This is a genomic window from Denitromonas iodatirespirans (assembly GCF_018524365.1).
GTDB lineage: Bacteria > Pseudomonadota > Gammaproteobacteria > Burkholderiales > Rhodocyclaceae > Nitrogeniibacter > Nitrogeniibacter iodatirespirans.
This window is the reverse complement of the sequence record NZ_JAEKFT010000001.1, coordinates 308,057-322,721: the sequence shown is the minus strand read 5'-3', so window position 1 is coordinate 322,721 and position 14,665 is coordinate 308,057. Positions and strand designations below refer to the sequence as shown.

The following is a 14,665-nucleotide window of genomic DNA, read 5'->3' as shown; positions in this document are numbered from 1 at the left end:
CCCCGCGGGGCCCGTTTTTCATGTGCCCGGCGCCAGCTCGGGGCGGCCCCAGGCCAGCCGGGGCGAGGGGTCGTCTGCCTCGTGGTGGGTGCCGGCGCGCAGTGCCCGGAGGACGGTGCGCATGCGTTCGGCGTCGTCGTCCATGAAGCCGCATTTGAAATCGGTGAGGAGCAGCCGGGCGCGGGTCGGCCAGTTGCCGGGGGCGTCGTCGATGGCCAGCCAGGGCGCATCGGCCGCCTGCCGCTGGGCCAGCCACTGGCGGGCCTCGGCTTCGCGCAGGCCATAGAAATCGGCCCCGTGCGTCGGCAAGAGCAGCGGCGTGGTGCCGATCACGCGCTCGCGGATGTCGTCGGAAAAATGCGTCTGCAGGCGCCGCAGCGAGAACAGCGTGCGCCAGTCGGAGGTGATCACCACCCGGCATTCGTCGAACTCGCGCAGCACCGCCTCGATGCGCGGCAGGCAGCGGAAATCTTCGACCTCCCGCAGGGGGTGGGTCACGCCGTCGAAGTCCAGAAAGACGTAGATCTCGGATCGATGCATCGGGGGCTCCTGTTGCTGCCATTTTAGCCCGGGCATGACGCAGCGCAATAAAACTGAACGATGCTGCGGCCACAATGGCTGCCAAGTACTACGGCACGACAGAACCGGAACTGAAATGTCAGATGCGCGTCTGGTCTTGTGCAAAGCAAAATCCAGCATCCCACAGGAGCGAACAACATGGCAGCAATCGTCGATCTCAGCGGTAAAGTCGGCCTGGTGACGGGCATCGCCAACGAAAAGTCGATCTCGACCGGCGTGGCGGAGTCCTGCGTCGAGGCCGGCGCCAAGCTCATCGTCACCTATCAGAATGACAAGACGCGCGCCTTCATCGAGCCGGTGGTCCACCGCCTGGGCATCGAGCATGTGTACGCGCTCGACGTCACCCGGCCGGAGACCATGGCCGAGGTGCAGGCGAAGATCGGCGAGCACTTCGGCAAGCTCGATTTCGCCATCCACAGCATGGCCTTCGCCAAGCGCGACGATCTGCACGGCCGGGTGGTCGATACCTCGGCCGACGGCTTTGCCATGGCCATGGATGTGTCGACCCACTCCTTCGTGCGCCTGGCCAAGATGGTCGAGCCCTTGATGGAGAAGGCCGGTGGCGGCTCGCTGGTGACCATGACCTACCTGGGCTCGGAAAAGGTCATCGCCAACTACGGCGTGATGGGCTTGTGCAAGGCCGCGCTCGAGGCCGCCACCCGCTACATGGCCTGCGAACTGGGCCCCAAGAACATCCGTGTCAACGCGATCTCGCCGGGCCCGCTGATGACCCGCGCCGCCTCGGGCATCGCCCGTTTCGACGACCTGATGGCCTCGGCCATCGAGCGCGCGCCGATGCATTCGCTGGTGACGCCCGAAGACATCGGCGCCCTGACCGCCTTCCTGGTGTCGGACGCCGGGCGTCTGGTCACCGGCGGCATCCACTTCGTGGACGCGGGCTACAACATCGTCGGCTAGACTGCGCTCATGCGCACGGCCCGTTTTCTTCCTCCGCGTCGCTGCCGCGCGTCGGTCCCGGCATGGCGCTTGCCATGAACGCCGCGCTCAGCGATACCGGCTCCCGGGCACGCTTCGGGCGTGCCGAGCTGCTGTTTGCCGATCCGGTGCCGCCGCACCCCTTGCTCGACGGTCTCGCCGAGATCGGGCGCGGCGAATACAGCGTCGTGCTCGACCGGGGCGATGGCGAGCGGGTGTTCAAGCTGATCAGCTCGCCGGCGGACTACTTCTACTACACCGCCGACGATCGCCCCCGCGGGCCGCATTTCCCGCGTGTCTTTGCCGACATGGGCGTGATCGGCCGCGCCTCGAGCGGCCATCTGCTGCATCTGCTCGACATGGAGCGGCTCCATCCATTGCGCCCGGGTTCGCCCGCCGCGGTGGCGGCCGACGCGCTGGCCGACGCCTATTGGGCGGCGTGCCAGCGCTGGGTCAACCTCGGCCCCGAAATGGGGCGGATGGCGCTGTTCGATCTCGTCCAGGTGCCGCCGGCCGGTGTCGACGGCAGCCTGCTCGACGCCCTGCGCGCGCTGGCCGCCTTCATCGAGGCCTACCAAGTCCTGCCCGATATTCTCAGCGACGGCAATCTGCTCGCGCGGGGCGATGGCACGCTGGTGTTTTCCGATCCGGTGTTTCTCGGCTGAGCGGCGCGCAGCGTATGGCGCCGGGCATGAGCGGCCCGCCCGGTGCGCGCTCGCCCGCTTTTTCGTCACCCTGCTAAAGTAGGGTCCTGCACACCCTAGCCCGCGCCATGCGGGGGCAATCCCAGCATGCAGCTGTCCATCACAAAGCGCCTCTACGCCCTGGTTGCCCTCAGCGTCTGCCTGTTCGTCGGGCTGGCCGGCTACGGTTTCATGCTCAGTGTCGAGCGTGAAATCGAGCAGGCCAAGGGGACCTACCACACCCTGGCAGAGGTGGTGGCGAGCAACTTGCGGGATTTCGCGCGTGGTGCCGAGGTCTTGCTCGGTGCGCTGGCGCAGCGTCCGGGCGTGCGTGCGCTCGATCCCGACGCCTGCGATCCGCTGACGCACGAGTTTCTCGCCGTCCATCATGACTATCTCGACATGGCGACCTTCGACGCCAAGGGCCGTTTCGTGTGCTCGGCGCTGCTCGATGCTGGCGACGCGCGCCCGTCGCTGGGCGACACCGAGTGGTTCAAGAGCATGGCGGCCAACCCGCGCCCGATGTTCGGCAAGCCCTACATGGGGCGGGTCGTCCGCCAGTTGCTGGTGATGGCCGCGACCCCCATCCGTGACGAGAGCGGCGCGTTCATCGGCGCGCTCGGCCTGCCGGTCGGCCTCGGCCACCTGCAGGAGGTCTATGCCCGGCTCGACCTGCCGGACGATGCCGATATCGCGATCATCGACGGCAGCGGCGGGGCGCTCGTCGCCGGCACCCGCACGGCGGCGCTGCTTGAGCCGGCGCTCATCGCTTCGCTGCGCCAGGCGCCGCACGGTGCGCGCCTCTTGGTCGGGCCGGACGGGCGCGAGCGTGTCGTCGGCTGGGAGCTGGTGGAGAACCTCGACTGGCTGGTCATTGCCACGATTCCGGTCGAGGCCGTGGTGGCGCCGCTGCATGCGCGGCTGGCGCGTGACGGGCTGTTGCTGCTGGCGGTCGCGGCGTTGGCGCTGGCCGCCGCCTGGGCGCTGGGGCGCAGCATCATCCGCCCGGTGCAGGGCATGACCCGCGCCCTGGCGGCTGTCGGTGCCGGCGATGTCGATGCCCGCCTCGACACCGCCGGGCCGCGCGAGATCGCCACGCTCGGGCGGGCCTTCAATACCATGGTCGATGCGCGCGCCGAGGCCGAGCGGGCGCTGGCCAAGAGTGAGGCCTTGTTCCGCGGCCTGCTCGAATCCTCGGCCGACGCGGTGGTGATCTGCGCTGCCGACGGCCAGATCCTGATCGTCAATGCCGAGTGCGAGCGCCTCTTCGGCCACTCGCGCGAGGCGCTGGTGGGCCGTCCGGTGGAGATGCTGGTGGCCGGGGACGCAAGCCTCCACCTGGCCGATCGCCAGCGCTACATGGTCTCGCCGGGCGGCCGCCGCGCCATGGGCCTGGGCAAGGAGGTGCGCGGCCTGCGCCGCGACGGTTCGACCTTCCCCGCCGAGGTGCGCCTGAGCCCGCTGCAGACCGACCAGGGGCTGATCGTCTCGGCGGTGGTGACCGACATCACCGAGCGCAAGCTGGCCGAGCGCGCGCTGCGCGACAGCGAAGCCAAGCATCGGCTGTTGCTCGAGAGCCTGCCGCAGCGGGTGTATTACAAGAACCGCGACTCGGTATTCGTGGTGGTCAATCAAAGCTACGCACGCCAGTTCGGGCTGCAGGCGGCCGATTTCCCGGGCCGGCGCGACGACGAGTTCATCGGCGCCGAGCGCGCCGAGCGCGTGCGCCGGCTCGACGGCGAGCTGATCGACAGCGGTCGCGCGCAGGAATTCGACGAGGAGTTCGTCGCCGACGGGGTGTTGTATACGCATCACACCATCAAGGCGCCGGTGCGCGACGGCGAGGGCCGCATCATCGGCCTGCTGGGCATTTCGTGGGACATCAGCGACCGCAAGCGCGCCGAGAAGGCGCTGACCGAGGCCACGCGTGCGGCCGAGGCGGCCAATCGCGCCAAGAGCGATTTCATCGCCAACATGAGCCACGAGATCCGCACGCCGATGAACGCCGTGATCGGCCTCGCCCATCTGCTGGGCCAGACCGCGCTGGACGGCCAGCAGCGCGACTACCTCGACAAGATCCACGGCTCGGCCCGATCGCTGATGGCCATCCTCAACGACGTTCTCGACCTGTCCAAGGTCGAGGCCGGCAAGCTCGAGATCGAGTCGCGCCCCTTCCGGCTCGACCAGATGCTGCGCGATCTGGCCACCATCCTGTCCACCAATGCGCAGGACAAGGACATCGAGGTGCTGTTCCGCATCGCGCCCACCGTGCCGGCCGAGCTGATCGGCGACGCCTTGCGCCTGCAGCAGGTGCTGATCAACCTCGGCGGCAACGCGGTGAAGTTCACCGACCAGGGCGAGGTGGTGGTCGACGTGGCGCCGGTCAAGCATGCCGACGGGCGCATCGTGCTGCGCTTCGCGATCCGCGACACCGGCATCGGCATCACCACCGAGCAGCGCCGCCGCCTGTTCCAGGCCTTCAGCCAGGCCGACAGCTCCACCTCGCGGCGCTATGGCGGCACCGGCCTGGGGCTGGCCATCAGCCATCACCTGGTCGGCCTGATGCATGGCGAGATCGGCGTGACCAGCGAGCCGGGCGTCGGCAGCCAGTTCTTCTTCACCGCCGAATTCGGCGTGCCGGAGCAGCCTGTCGCCAGGGCTCAGCCACCGGCCGGTGTGCCGCGGGACATGCAGGTGCTCATCGTCGACGACAATCCGACCGCGCGCGAAGTGCTGCGGGAGATCGTCGCCGCCTTCGGCTGGCAGGCGGTGCTGGCGGACTCCGGCAAACAGGCGCTGGCGCGGGTGGCCGAGCACGGCCCCTTCGACTTGATGCTGATCGACTGGCGCATGCCGGACATGGACGGCCTCGAAGCCAGCCACCAGATCCGCCAGGCCGACCGCGGCGCTGCGACGGTCATCCTGCTGGTGACCGCCTACGGCCGCGACCTGATGCAGAAGAAGGCCGATACCGACGAACTCGATGGCCTGCTGGTCAAGCCGGTCACCGCCTCGATGGTGCTCGACGCCGTGGCCACCGCCTATGGTGCCGAAGCGCCGGCGCCGCCGCCGGCAGCGGTCGAGCGCGCGCTCGACGGCGTGCGCCTGTTGCTGGCCGAAGACAACGCGATCAATCAGCAGGTGGCGCGCGAGATGCTCTCTCAGGCGGGGGCAAGCGTGTGCATGACGGCCAACGGACGCGAGGCGGTCGACACCTTCCGCCGCACCCCCGAGGCCTTCGACGCGGTGCTGATGGACATCCAGATGCCGCTCATGGACGGCTACACGGCCACCGCGGCGCTGCGCGCGCTGCCGGGCGGCGCAGCGGTGCCCATCATCGCCATGACCGCCAACGCCATGGCCGCCGACCGCGAGCGCTGCCTGGCCGCCGGCATGAACGACCACATCGCCAAGCCGCTCGATCCGCAGGTGCTGGTCGACACCGTGTCGCGCTGGACGCGCGGTGCGCTGCGGGTCGAGGCGCCCGCCGTCGCCGACAGTCCGGTGCCGTTCGAGGTGGCCGGCGTCGATGTGGCCGCGCTGCTGCGGCGCCTGGGCGGGAACGAGGCGCTGGTGCGCCGGCTGCTGCGCGATTTCGCCAGCAGTGCCCCCGACTATGCCGCCGCCTGCGCGCGCGCGGTGCAGGCCCGGGACGCCGAGGCGCTCGATGCCGCGGCCCATGCGCTCAAGGGCATGGCGGCCAATATTTCCGCCGAGGCGGTGCGCCAGGCCGCCGCGGCCCTCGAAGGCGCGCTCGCGGCCGGCGGGCATGATCTCGATGCGCGCGTCGGCGCCTTGTGCGAGGCCACCGCCGCCGTGGCCGAGCATATCGGGCGCGAGGTGGCGCCACCGGCGCCCGTCGCCCCGCCGCAGGCGGCACCGCCGCCAGACGCGCTGTCGCAGGCGATGGCGGCGCTCGATGCCATGCTGGCAGAATCCAATCTGGCCGCGGCCGACACCTTTGCCCGGCTGCGCCCGGCGCTCTTGGCGCAGTGCGCGCCGGCCGATGTCGACGCGCTCGGTGCGGCCATCGACGGGCTCGACTTCGACGCTGCCCGCCAGCACGCCGCCCATCTTTCTTCTTCCCTGTCGAGCTAGGGTCTGTTGGCAATCATTCGGGGGATCGCGTTGTGTCCAAATGGCTTCGCCACTGCGTTGCACTCGTTGCCAAGGGGGCCCACCCTTGGCTGCCTCCTGCGCCTTGTTGCGAAGCCATTTGGACACAACCCTGCGGGCGCGGGCCTGTTTGGCCGCCTGGCGGTCTCAGTTGCCAACATCGGCCTCCTTGGCTGGGGGCCACCCAGACTGCGTCGGCGCGCCTTGCCCTGCGGCCAAGCAGGCCCGCGCGCGACCCCCGAATGATTGTCAACAGACCCTAGAACAGCCATGGACGAGCGCGCCACCATCCTCATCGTCGACGACATCCCGAGCAACATCCAGACCCTGGCGGCGGTGCTCAAGGACGACTACACCCTGTACTTCGCCACCAGCGGCGCCAAGGCCCTCGAGCTGTGCCTGCAGCGCCCGCCCGATCTGGTGCTGCTCGATGTCATGATGCCCGGCATGGACGGTTTCGAACTGTGCCGCCGCATCAAGAGCGAGCCGCTGACCTGCGATGTGCCGGTGATCTTCGTCACCGCGCGCAGCGATGTCGAGGACGAGACCCTCGGCCTGGAGGCGGGCGCCATCGATTTCGTCGGCAAGCCGATCAGCCCGCCGATCGTCCGGGCACGGGTGCGCAACCACCTGCAGCTCAAGCGCCAGGCCGACATGCTGCGCAAGCTGTCCTTCCGCGACGGGCTGACCGGCATCGCCAACCGGCGCGCCTTCGACGAAGCGCTCGACCGGGCGTGGCGGCGCGGCGCGCGCACCGGCACGCCGGTGTCGCTGATCCTGCTCGATGTCGATCACTTCAAGGCCTACAACGATTTCTACGGCCACCAGGGCGGCGACGATTGCCTGCGGGAGATGGCGCAGCTGATGGCCGCCCGGGCCGGCCGCCCCGACGATCTCACCGCGCGCTACGGCGGCGAGGAGTTCGCCTGCCTGCTGCCCGGCACCGATGCCGAGGGCGCGCTCACCGTCGGGCACAGCATCATCGATGCGCTGGCCGAACGGCGGCTGCCGCATGCCGCCTCGCCGACGGCGGGGTGGATCACCGTCAGCGTCGGCATCGCCAGCCGCGTCCCGGACACCGCCGACGCGCCCGCCACGCTGCTTGCCGCCGCCGACGCGGCGCTCTACCAGGCCAAGGCGGGCGGGCGCAACCGGCTGTGCGTCAGCACCCTCTGAGCTCGCGCGCCGGCAGAGAAGGTCGCCTTGGGCCTTTGAAACTGCCTAGCTGAAACCCGCCGTCAGCAGCGCCTGGGCGGCCAGGTCGAAGTGCTTGTCCAGTGCCGCGCAGGCGGCGTCCGGGTCGCCGGCGGCGATGGCGCGGGCGATGTCTTCGTGGACACGCACCACGTCGAGCCGAGCTTCGTCGTCGCGGCGGTGGCGCCACACCATGGGGTTGGTTTCGCGCATGGCGCTGGTGAGCGAGGCCACCAGCACGGGGAAGAGCGGGTTGCGGGTGGCATTGGCAATGGCGACATGGAAGGCGATGTCATGCTCGGTCATGCGCGCCAGATCGTGGCGAGCGTCGCGCATCTGCTCGACCAGCGCCAGCAGGTGCGCGGCTTCGGCATCGCTGCGGCGGCTGGCGGCCAGGGCGACGGTGCGTCGCTCCACGGCGCGGCGCGCATCCCACATCTGTTGCGGGCTGATCTGCTCGGTGCGCAGCGCATGGGTCAGCGACAGGGCGATCACCGAACCGTCGAAGCCGCCCACCCGGGCGCGTCGACCGGCCCGCATCTCGATGATGCGTATCGCACTGAGCGACTTGAAGGCTTCGCGGATGACGGTGCGGCTGACGCCCAGCCATTCGGCGAAACGCGCTTCGCTGGGCAGCGAGTCGTCGACTTTGAGGCCTTGGCCGTGGATGTAGTCGGTGATGGCACGGACGGCGTTGTCGACCCGGGTTTCGGCGGGTGCGATGGCGGCCGGGCTCGGCGCGGCGGCAGGCGGGACGGGTGGATGGCGTTTCGACATACTTGATGTTATAAGTTTGATTCAACCTATCATACAAGTTTTATCCTGCACCGGTGTCCAGGATCGGCACATGGCAGGCGAAGGAGAGCGGGAATGAGTGATGTGTTGCAGGCCCTGATCGATGCCTTAGGCGAAGAGGTCGTGATGCATGGCGCGGCGGTCGCCGAGCGTGCGACCAGCTACTGGGATGCGGCCCCGACGCAGGCCCTGGCAGTGCTGCGCCCGCGCACGACGGCGGAGGTGAGCACGGCGCTGGCGGTCTGCCATCGCTTCGATCAGCCGGTGGTCACCCAGGGGGGGCTGACCGGCTGCGTGCAGGGCGCGGTGGCCTCGCAGCGCGAGGTGATCCTGTCGCTGGAGCGGATGAATGCCATCGAGGGCATCGACATGATCGGCGGCACCGCCACGGTGCAGGCCGGCGTGACGCTGCAGGCGTTGCAGGAGGCGGCGCGGGCGCAGGATCTGCTGTTCGCGCTCGACCTCGGTGCGCGCGGCAGCTGCACCATTGGCGGCAACGTGGCGACCAACGCCGGCGGCATCAACGTGCTGCGCTACGGCATGATGCGCAGCCTAGTGCTCGGCCTGGAGGCCGTGCTGGCCGACGGCACGGTGTTGTCGAGCATGAACCAGATGCTCAAGAACAATGCCGGTTACGACCTCAAGCAATTGATGATCGGCACCGAGGGCACGCTGGGCATCGTCACCCGCGTGGTGGTGCGCTTGCATCCGCTGCCGACCAGCTGCAACGCAGCGCTGGTGGCGCTGGAGAGCTTCGACCAGGTGACGACCTTGCTGTCGCGCTTGCAGCGCGATCTGGCCGGTACGCTGAGCGCCTTCGAGGTGATGTGGAACGAGTACTACCAGGCCGCCACCGAGCCGGAAGGCCATCGCCCGCCGATGGAGCGGGACTATCCGTTCTACGTCATGCTGCAGGCCGAAGGCGCCGATGCGGCCGCCGACAGGGTGCGCTTCGAGATCCTGCTCGAAGACGCTTTCGAGACCGGCCTGATCCTCGATGCGGTGGTGCCCCAGTCGGAAACCGAGCGCCGAGCGCTGTGGGAATTGCGCGAGAACTTCGAGGCCATGCTGGCCGGGCGCAAGACCTTTCTCTACGACGTGAGCCTGCCGATCCGCGAGATGCCCGGCTACGTGGCCGAGACGCGCGCCAACATCGCCGCCGAATGGCCCGAGGCGCGCTGCATCGTGTTCGGCCACATGGCCGACGGCAATCTGCATCTGTTCGTGCAACCGGGCACCGACGACGCTGAACATGCGGTGTGCGACGAGGCGGTGTATGCGCCGCTGCGCAGCCGCCACGGCTCGGTGTCGGCCGAGCACGGCATCGGCGCCGAAAAGCGGGCATGGCTGGGGTATTGCCGCAGCGAGGGCGAGATCGGCGTGATGCGTCTGCTCAAGCGGGCGCTCGATCCCAAGCAGTTGCTCAATCCGGGGCGGATCTTCGACCCGGCCTGAGCGCGCTGGCCTCAGGCGGGCAGGCTGTCGAGCAGGCGGCGCATGTCGCGGTCGAGCGTCGGCGCACTGCCCCAGCCGGCGAGCCCGGCTTCGAGCCGCGTGCGTGCCGGCGCGAAGGCGTCTTCGGTCAGATGCTCGAAGGCCTGCTTGTAGCAGCGCAGGGCATGGTCTTTCGGCAGCGCGTCGAGCGCCTGCCAGGTGGCCAACGCGTCTTGGAAGCGGCCGCGGGTGATCTGCAGCAGGCCGAGGTGAAAGCGTGCCACCGGGTGTTCCGGCCCGCTGGCCAGCGCGCGCGCCATCTCGGCTTCGGCGGCGTCGAACAATTCCAGGTGCGCGTATTCGGCCCCCAGGCGGTAGGCGATGGCGGCATCGGTGGGCGCCGCGCTGGCGGCTGCCTTGAGCAGGCGCAGCGCGGTGGTGTGATCGCCGCGTTCGGCGGCGGCTTCGGCTTCGGAGAGAGCGGTCGGTTGGTGAGCCATCAGGCGGTATCCTCGATCAGGGCGCAGGCGTCGTCGCGCCAATGCACCAGGGCGGTAAAGTAGCCTTCCCAGACGCAGCCGTGGCAACCCCGGCCGCAACAGCTGTCGGGCACCGGCGGGGGCGGGCGCAGCACCAGACGGCGCGCGTCGAGCTGCCCGCGCAGGGCGCCCACCAGCGCCTGCGCATCATCGACATGGCGCAGCGGGGCGCTTCGGAAGGCGGCGGTCGATGACACCGGCCGGCCCTCAGTGGCGGGTGATCTTGTCGAGATAGCCCATGGCGAAGGCCGAGGCGACGAAGGTCAGGTGGATGATGACATACCACTTGAGCTGTTCTGGTTCGTACTTGCTCTTGGATGCATCCATGATGCCAGCATTCATGAATACCTTGAGCAGGTGAATCGACGAGATCGCCACGATCGAGGCAGCCACCTTGTTCTTGAGGCTCGACGAGTCCATCTTGCCCAGCCAGTTGAGCTTCTCGGCCGAGTCGCCGATGTCGAGCTGGGAGACGAAGTTCTCGTAGCCGGAGAACATCACCATCACCAGCAGGCCGCCGACCAGCGCCATGTCGATCAGCGACAGCACCAGCAGCACCAGGTCGGTTTCTGCCGTTTCAAAGACATGCGGCAGAACGTGGAGCACTTCCTGAAAGAACTTCAGGCCAAGCGCCAGCAGCGCCAGGCTGAGGCCCAGGTAGATGGGCGCCAGCAGCCAGCGCGAGGCGTACATCGTGCGTTCGACAAACTTTTCCATGCCATGCGTCCAAAGAGGATGTTGGCGCGCATTTTAGGGGGTTTTCGCGCGTTGTGCGCCCGCGTGCGGCGGTCAGTGGGTCGTGCCGCCGGCGGATGCTCCGACGGCCATCTGCAGCCAGTCACCCACAATGGATGCGGCACAGCGCTGCACCGCGGCGGGCAGGCGTGTGTCGCCGGCGATGGCGCGCAACTGGCCGACCACCGCCTCGGCCAGGCGCGGGTTGCCGGTGCTCGAGTAGCGCGTAACCAGTTCGAGCGCGGCCACCAACGCCAGCTCGGGCTGGTGGGTGTAGCCGGGCAGATCGGCGCTCACAGGCGCACCGCGTAGTACTCGACCACGTCCTGCACATTGACCGGGAAGGGCACCTCGTCGCCTTCGGGCAGGCGGGCGACGGTGGCGCTGACGTCCTTGTCGTTCCAGCTCAGCCACTCGGGGCGGGCCAGTGCCGGTTCGGCCAGGCTGGCGACCACCAGATCGATGCGGCGCGCCTTGTCGGTGAGCGTGATGACGTCGCCGATGCGCACGCGGATCGACGGAATGTTCACCGAACGGCCATTGAGCAGCACATGACGATGGCGCACCAGCTGGCGGGCGGCGATGCCGGTGGGGGCGAAGCCGGCGCGGAAGACGGCGTTGTCGAGTCGGCGTTCGAGCAGCTCCAGCAGCTTGTCGCCGGTGGGCCCCTTGTCGCGCTTGGCTTCGCGGAACAGGCGGCGGATCTGGGTCTCGGTCAGGCCGTAGTTGAAGCGCAGCTTCTGCTTTTCGATCAGCTGCAGGCCGAAGTCGGATTTGCGCCGGTTGCTGCGCGCGCCATGCTGGCCGGGCGGGTGCGGGCGGTCGCCGATGGATTTGCGGGACAAGCCGGGCAGCTCGGTGCCCAGGGCGCGCATGACTTTCAGGCGCGGGCCGGTGAATCGTGACATGTGGACTCCTTGGTATCGGGGCCGGCGCGTGCGGCGCTGGCGCGGGGGAGGCGGCGGGTCACGCAGGGGCGGGAACCGAGCCGGTCTCCGGAAACAGGGTGGCTGGCTTCCCGGGCGGATCGGGTGGCGGGCTGGTCCGGTCGGGCAGGGGCCGCGACCGGTTTGGCATGTTAAATCAAATGCGAATCATTCGCAAATGAAGTGCGCTACCACAGGTAGTACATCGTCACCCACGGCAGCACCGCACCGGCGCCTGCCACGGCAAAGGCGCCGAGCGTGGCGGCGGCGCGGCCGAGCGGCAAGGCCATGCGGGCGATCATCCGTCCGGCGAGCACCAGGCTGGCGAGCGAGGCGGTGCCCAGCAGCAGGGCGCGGATCAGGCCCAGCTGGGCAATGTCGACGCCTTCGGCCGCCAGCAGGGTCACGGTCAGCGCCGACAGGCCGAGGAAGACGCCGATGCCGCCGAGCGGGATCAAGGCGTAGGCCAGTTGCAGATGCGCGCCGCGCCGGCCGCTGAGCACACCGGCCAGACGCAGCCACAAGCAGATCCAGCCGCCGATCACCAGCGCCGCCACGCCGATGTAGGCGAGGATCGTCAACCCGTCGAGCCAGGTGAACACATCGCTGGCCTGCGGGTAGTGGGTGAGCAGCCACCAGGGCGCGTCGTCGCCGAGCAGGGCGAAGCTGTCGTGCTCGATCAGCCATTCGGCGGCGGCCAGCTTGGCCTGCACGAACCATGGCGAGGCCGACCACTGGAAGGCGCCGATGGCCGTGCCGATGAGGCCGAACACCAGCAAGCGAACCTCCCAGGGCTGGGCGTCGTCGGCCGTCAGGCGCGCCACTTCGCTGCCCGGTGTGCGGGCGGCCAGCTCGACCGCGTCGCGATGACCGGCGCAGCGACCGCACATGTGACAGCCGGCGCTGCTTTGCATGCGGCGGATGTCGACCAGCGGTGCACAGTTGACCGGGATGACGAGGGCCGGGTCGGTACCCTCCCAGCGCGCGCGGTCGGTCTGGAAATGCACCGGCGCCAGGCGCGAGAGCAGGCCGAACACGCCATTGACCGGGCACAGGTGGCGGCACCACACGCGCTTGCCGCGGCCATACACCAGCCCCACGGCAATCGCCGCCACGGTCGAGCCGCCGAGCACCAGCAAGGCGGCCTTGGGGTATTCGTACACGCTCACCAGCTGGCCGTAGATGGTGGTGCCCAGGAAGGCGACGAAGGGCCAGCCGCCCCACTTGATCCAGCGCGGCACCGGCCGGCCGAGGCCTATGCGGCTGACCTGCTCGGTGACGAAGCCCTCGGGGCACAGCACGCCGCACCAGGCCCGGCCCATCAGCATCATGCTGACCAGCACGAAGGGCCACCACAGCCCCCAGAACACGAACTGGGCGAAGCGGGTGAGGTTGTTCCACACATGCGCCTGACTGTCGGGCAGCGGCAGGAAGGCCGGCGCGGTGACCAGGAAGGTGTAGGCGAACAGCGTGACCCACTGCAGGCCGAGGATCAGCCGGCGATGGCGCTGCATCCAGCGGCCGAACGCGGCCAGGCGCGTCGGTGCCGGCGCGGCGAGGGCTGCGCTCATGCCGGTTTCCGCGGTGAGCGCAACAGCCACAGGGTCGCCATCCAATACAGCGTCCACAGGCTGAGGATACTCAGCGCCGGGCGTGCACGATAGCCAGCGAAGGTGCCGAGCAGGCCGTTGTCGTCGAGCAGGGCGCCGCTGTCCCACACCGGTTCGACCAGCGGCGGCAGCCATTCGAGGTTGAGGAAGCCTTCGAGGCCCGACACCAGCAGGCCCGAGGCGAGCAGCAGGAGCAGCACTTCGCTGATGCGGAAGAACACGCGCTGCGGCAGCAGGCGCGAGCCCTTGAGGAAGAGCGCGGCGGTGACGATGGCCAGCAAGGCGCCCAGCGCCGCGCCGAGCATCAAGCCGCCCCAGCCGCCATCGGCGTTCTCGGCCACGATGCCGTAGAGAAAGAGCACGGTCTCGGCGCCTTCGCGGCCGACCGCGATGGCCGCCAGCAGGGCCGCCGACAGCCCGCCGGTTTCCTCGGCCGCGCGGGCCAGGCCGGATTCCAGCTCGCGCTTGAGGGTGCGCCCGTGGTGGCGCATCCACACCACCATGTGGGTCACCAGCAGCGCGGCGACGATCATGATGCCGGCCTGGAAGGCCTCCAGCGTGGTGCCGGCCAGTTGCGAATGGAAGCCGAGCATGGCCAGGGCCAGCGCCACGGCCAGGCCGAGGCCGCCCGCCACGCCCAGCCACAGGTGGCGCAGGCGGATGCGGCCGTCGCCGCGGGCCTGGATCCAGGCATACAGGATGGCGATCACCAGAATCGCCTCGACGCTTTCACGCCAGACGATGAACAGTGCATTGCCCATGTGTGCGCTCCTTACTTGGCGACGATTTCGCCCTTGGCGGTGTCGGGGTGGAACTCCCCGAAGAAGGGGTAGCGGCCGGCCTTGAGCGGCGCGAAGACGATGGTGCGCGTGACGCCCGGGGCGAGCACGGTCTCCTTGCGCAACTCCAGGCTTTCGAATTCCTCGGGGCCGGCGTTCTTGTTGGTGATTTCGAGGCGGAAACGGGTATTGGCCGGCACTTCGATCACGTCGGGCGTGAAGCGGCCGTTCTCGGCGGTGAGCGTGAAGGTCGGGGGGGCGGCCGAGGCGGCGCCGGCGAGGACGCTCAGACAGAGGGCGAGGGCGGTGTGACGCATGGATATCTCCCCAAATAACGTG

Annotated in this window: 15 protein-coding genes; 5 read left to right on the top strand and 10 right to left on the bottom strand. The window is 69.1% G+C overall.

The window, feature by feature from the left end; all coding sequences use genetic code 11:
- Nucleotides 1-18 precede the first annotated feature (18 nt).
- Nucleotides 19-540 (bottom strand): HAD domain-containing protein, encoded by a 522-nt coding sequence (locus I8J34_RS01545; RefSeq protein WP_214359589.1) that lies wholly within the window; start codon nt 538-540, stop codon nt 19-21.
- A 177-nt stretch (nt 541-717) separates the two neighbouring features.
- Here I8J34_RS01545 and fabI point away from each other — a divergent pair, with 177 nt between their 5' ends.
- The 4 genes from fabI to I8J34_RS01525 all read left to right on the top strand — a co-directional run bounded on the left by fabI (nt 718) and on the right by I8J34_RS01525 (nt 7,490).
- Nucleotides 718-1,497 carry an enoyl-ACP reductase FabI gene (gene fabI / locus I8J34_RS01540; RefSeq protein ID WP_214359588.1) on the top strand — a complete coding sequence of 260 codons (780 nt, stop codon included), beginning with the start codon at nt 718-720 and terminating at the stop codon, nt 1,495-1,497.
- 74 nt (nt 1,498-1,571) lie between these two features.
- The gene (locus I8J34_RS01535; RefSeq protein ID WP_214359587.1) at nt 1,572-2,180 is read left to right on the top strand and encodes a hypothetical protein; all 609 of its coding nucleotides are present in this window, start codon (nt 1,572-1,574) and stop codon (nt 2,178-2,180) included.
- A 126-nt stretch (nt 2,181-2,306) separates the two neighbouring features.
- Nucleotides 2,307-6,296 carry a response regulator gene (locus I8J34_RS01530; RefSeq protein WP_214359586.1) on the top strand — a complete coding sequence of 1,330 codons (3,990 nt, stop codon included), beginning with the start codon at nt 2,307-2,309 and terminating at the stop codon, nt 6,294-6,296.
- Nucleotides 6,297-6,584: 288 nt separating this feature from the next.
- Nucleotides 6,585-7,490 carry a diguanylate cyclase gene (locus I8J34_RS01525; RefSeq protein WP_214359585.1) on the top strand — a complete coding sequence of 302 codons (906 nt, stop codon included), beginning with the start codon at nt 6,585-6,587 and terminating at the stop codon, nt 7,488-7,490.
- Between the two features lie 45 nt (nt 7,491-7,535).
- Here the strand turns inward: I8J34_RS01525 and I8J34_RS01520 are convergent, their stop codons facing one another.
- A complete protein-coding gene (locus I8J34_RS01520) occupies nt 7,536-8,285 on the bottom strand; it encodes a FadR/GntR family transcriptional regulator (RefSeq protein WP_214359584.1) in 750 nt (249 codons plus the stop codon).
- A gap of 93 nt (nt 8,286-8,378) precedes the next feature.
- On the opposite strand from I8J34_RS01520, the gene I8J34_RS01515 reads away from it, so the two are divergent.
- Nucleotides 8,379-9,758 (top strand): FAD-binding oxidoreductase, encoded by a 1,380-nt coding sequence (locus I8J34_RS01515; protein ID WP_214359583.1) that lies wholly within the window; start codon nt 8,379-8,381, stop codon nt 9,756-9,758.
- Nucleotides 9,759-9,769: 11 nt separating this feature from the next.
- Here the strand turns inward: I8J34_RS01515 and I8J34_RS01510 are convergent, their stop codons facing one another.
- The 8 genes from I8J34_RS01510 to I8J34_RS01475 form a co-directional block, all read right to left on the bottom strand.
- The gene (locus tag I8J34_RS01510) at nt 9,770-10,237 is read right to left on the bottom strand and encodes a tetratricopeptide repeat protein (protein WP_214359582.1); all 468 of its coding nucleotides are present in this window, start codon (nt 10,235-10,237) and stop codon (nt 9,770-9,772) included.
- A complete protein-coding gene (locus tag I8J34_RS01505) occupies nt 10,237-10,473 on the bottom strand; it encodes an oxidoreductase-like domain-containing protein (RefSeq protein WP_214359581.1) in 237 nt (78 codons plus the stop codon). Before I8J34_RS01505 ends, I8J34_RS01510 begins: the two co-directional genes overlap by 1 nt.
- A gap of 10 nt (nt 10,474-10,483) precedes the next feature.
- Nucleotides 10,484-10,993, bottom strand: a complete 510-nt coding sequence (locus I8J34_RS01500; protein ID WP_214359580.1) for a TIGR00645 family protein — start codon at nt 10,991-10,993, stop codon at nt 10,484-10,486.
- Between the two features lie 72 nt (nt 10,994-11,065).
- Nucleotides 11,066-11,308, bottom strand: coding sequence for a hypothetical protein (locus I8J34_RS01495; RefSeq protein WP_214359579.1), 243 nt, complete (start codon nt 11,306-11,308; stop codon nt 11,066-11,068).
- Entirely contained in the window at nt 11,305-11,919 is a 615-nt protein-coding gene (gene rpsD, locus I8J34_RS01490) for a 30S ribosomal protein S4 (RefSeq protein WP_214359578.1), read from the bottom strand. Before rpsD ends, I8J34_RS01495 begins: the two co-directional genes overlap by 4 nt.
- 206 nt (nt 11,920-12,125) lie before the next feature.
- Nucleotides 12,126-13,508, bottom strand: coding sequence for a 4Fe-4S binding protein (locus I8J34_RS01485; protein ID WP_214359577.1), 1,383 nt, complete (start codon nt 13,506-13,508; stop codon nt 12,126-12,128).
- Nucleotides 13,505-14,308, bottom strand: a complete 804-nt coding sequence (locus I8J34_RS01480) for an FTR1 family iron permease (RefSeq protein ID WP_214359576.1) — start codon at nt 14,306-14,308, stop codon at nt 13,505-13,507. Before I8J34_RS01480 ends, I8J34_RS01485 begins: the two co-directional genes overlap by 4 nt.
- An 11-nt stretch (nt 14,309-14,319) precedes the next feature.
- Nucleotides 14,320-14,643: a cupredoxin domain-containing protein gene (locus I8J34_RS01475; RefSeq protein WP_214359575.1), complete on the bottom strand. Its 324-nt coding sequence runs from the start codon at nt 14,641-14,643 to the stop codon at nt 14,320-14,322.
- Nucleotides 14,644-14,665: the final 22 nt, after the last annotated feature.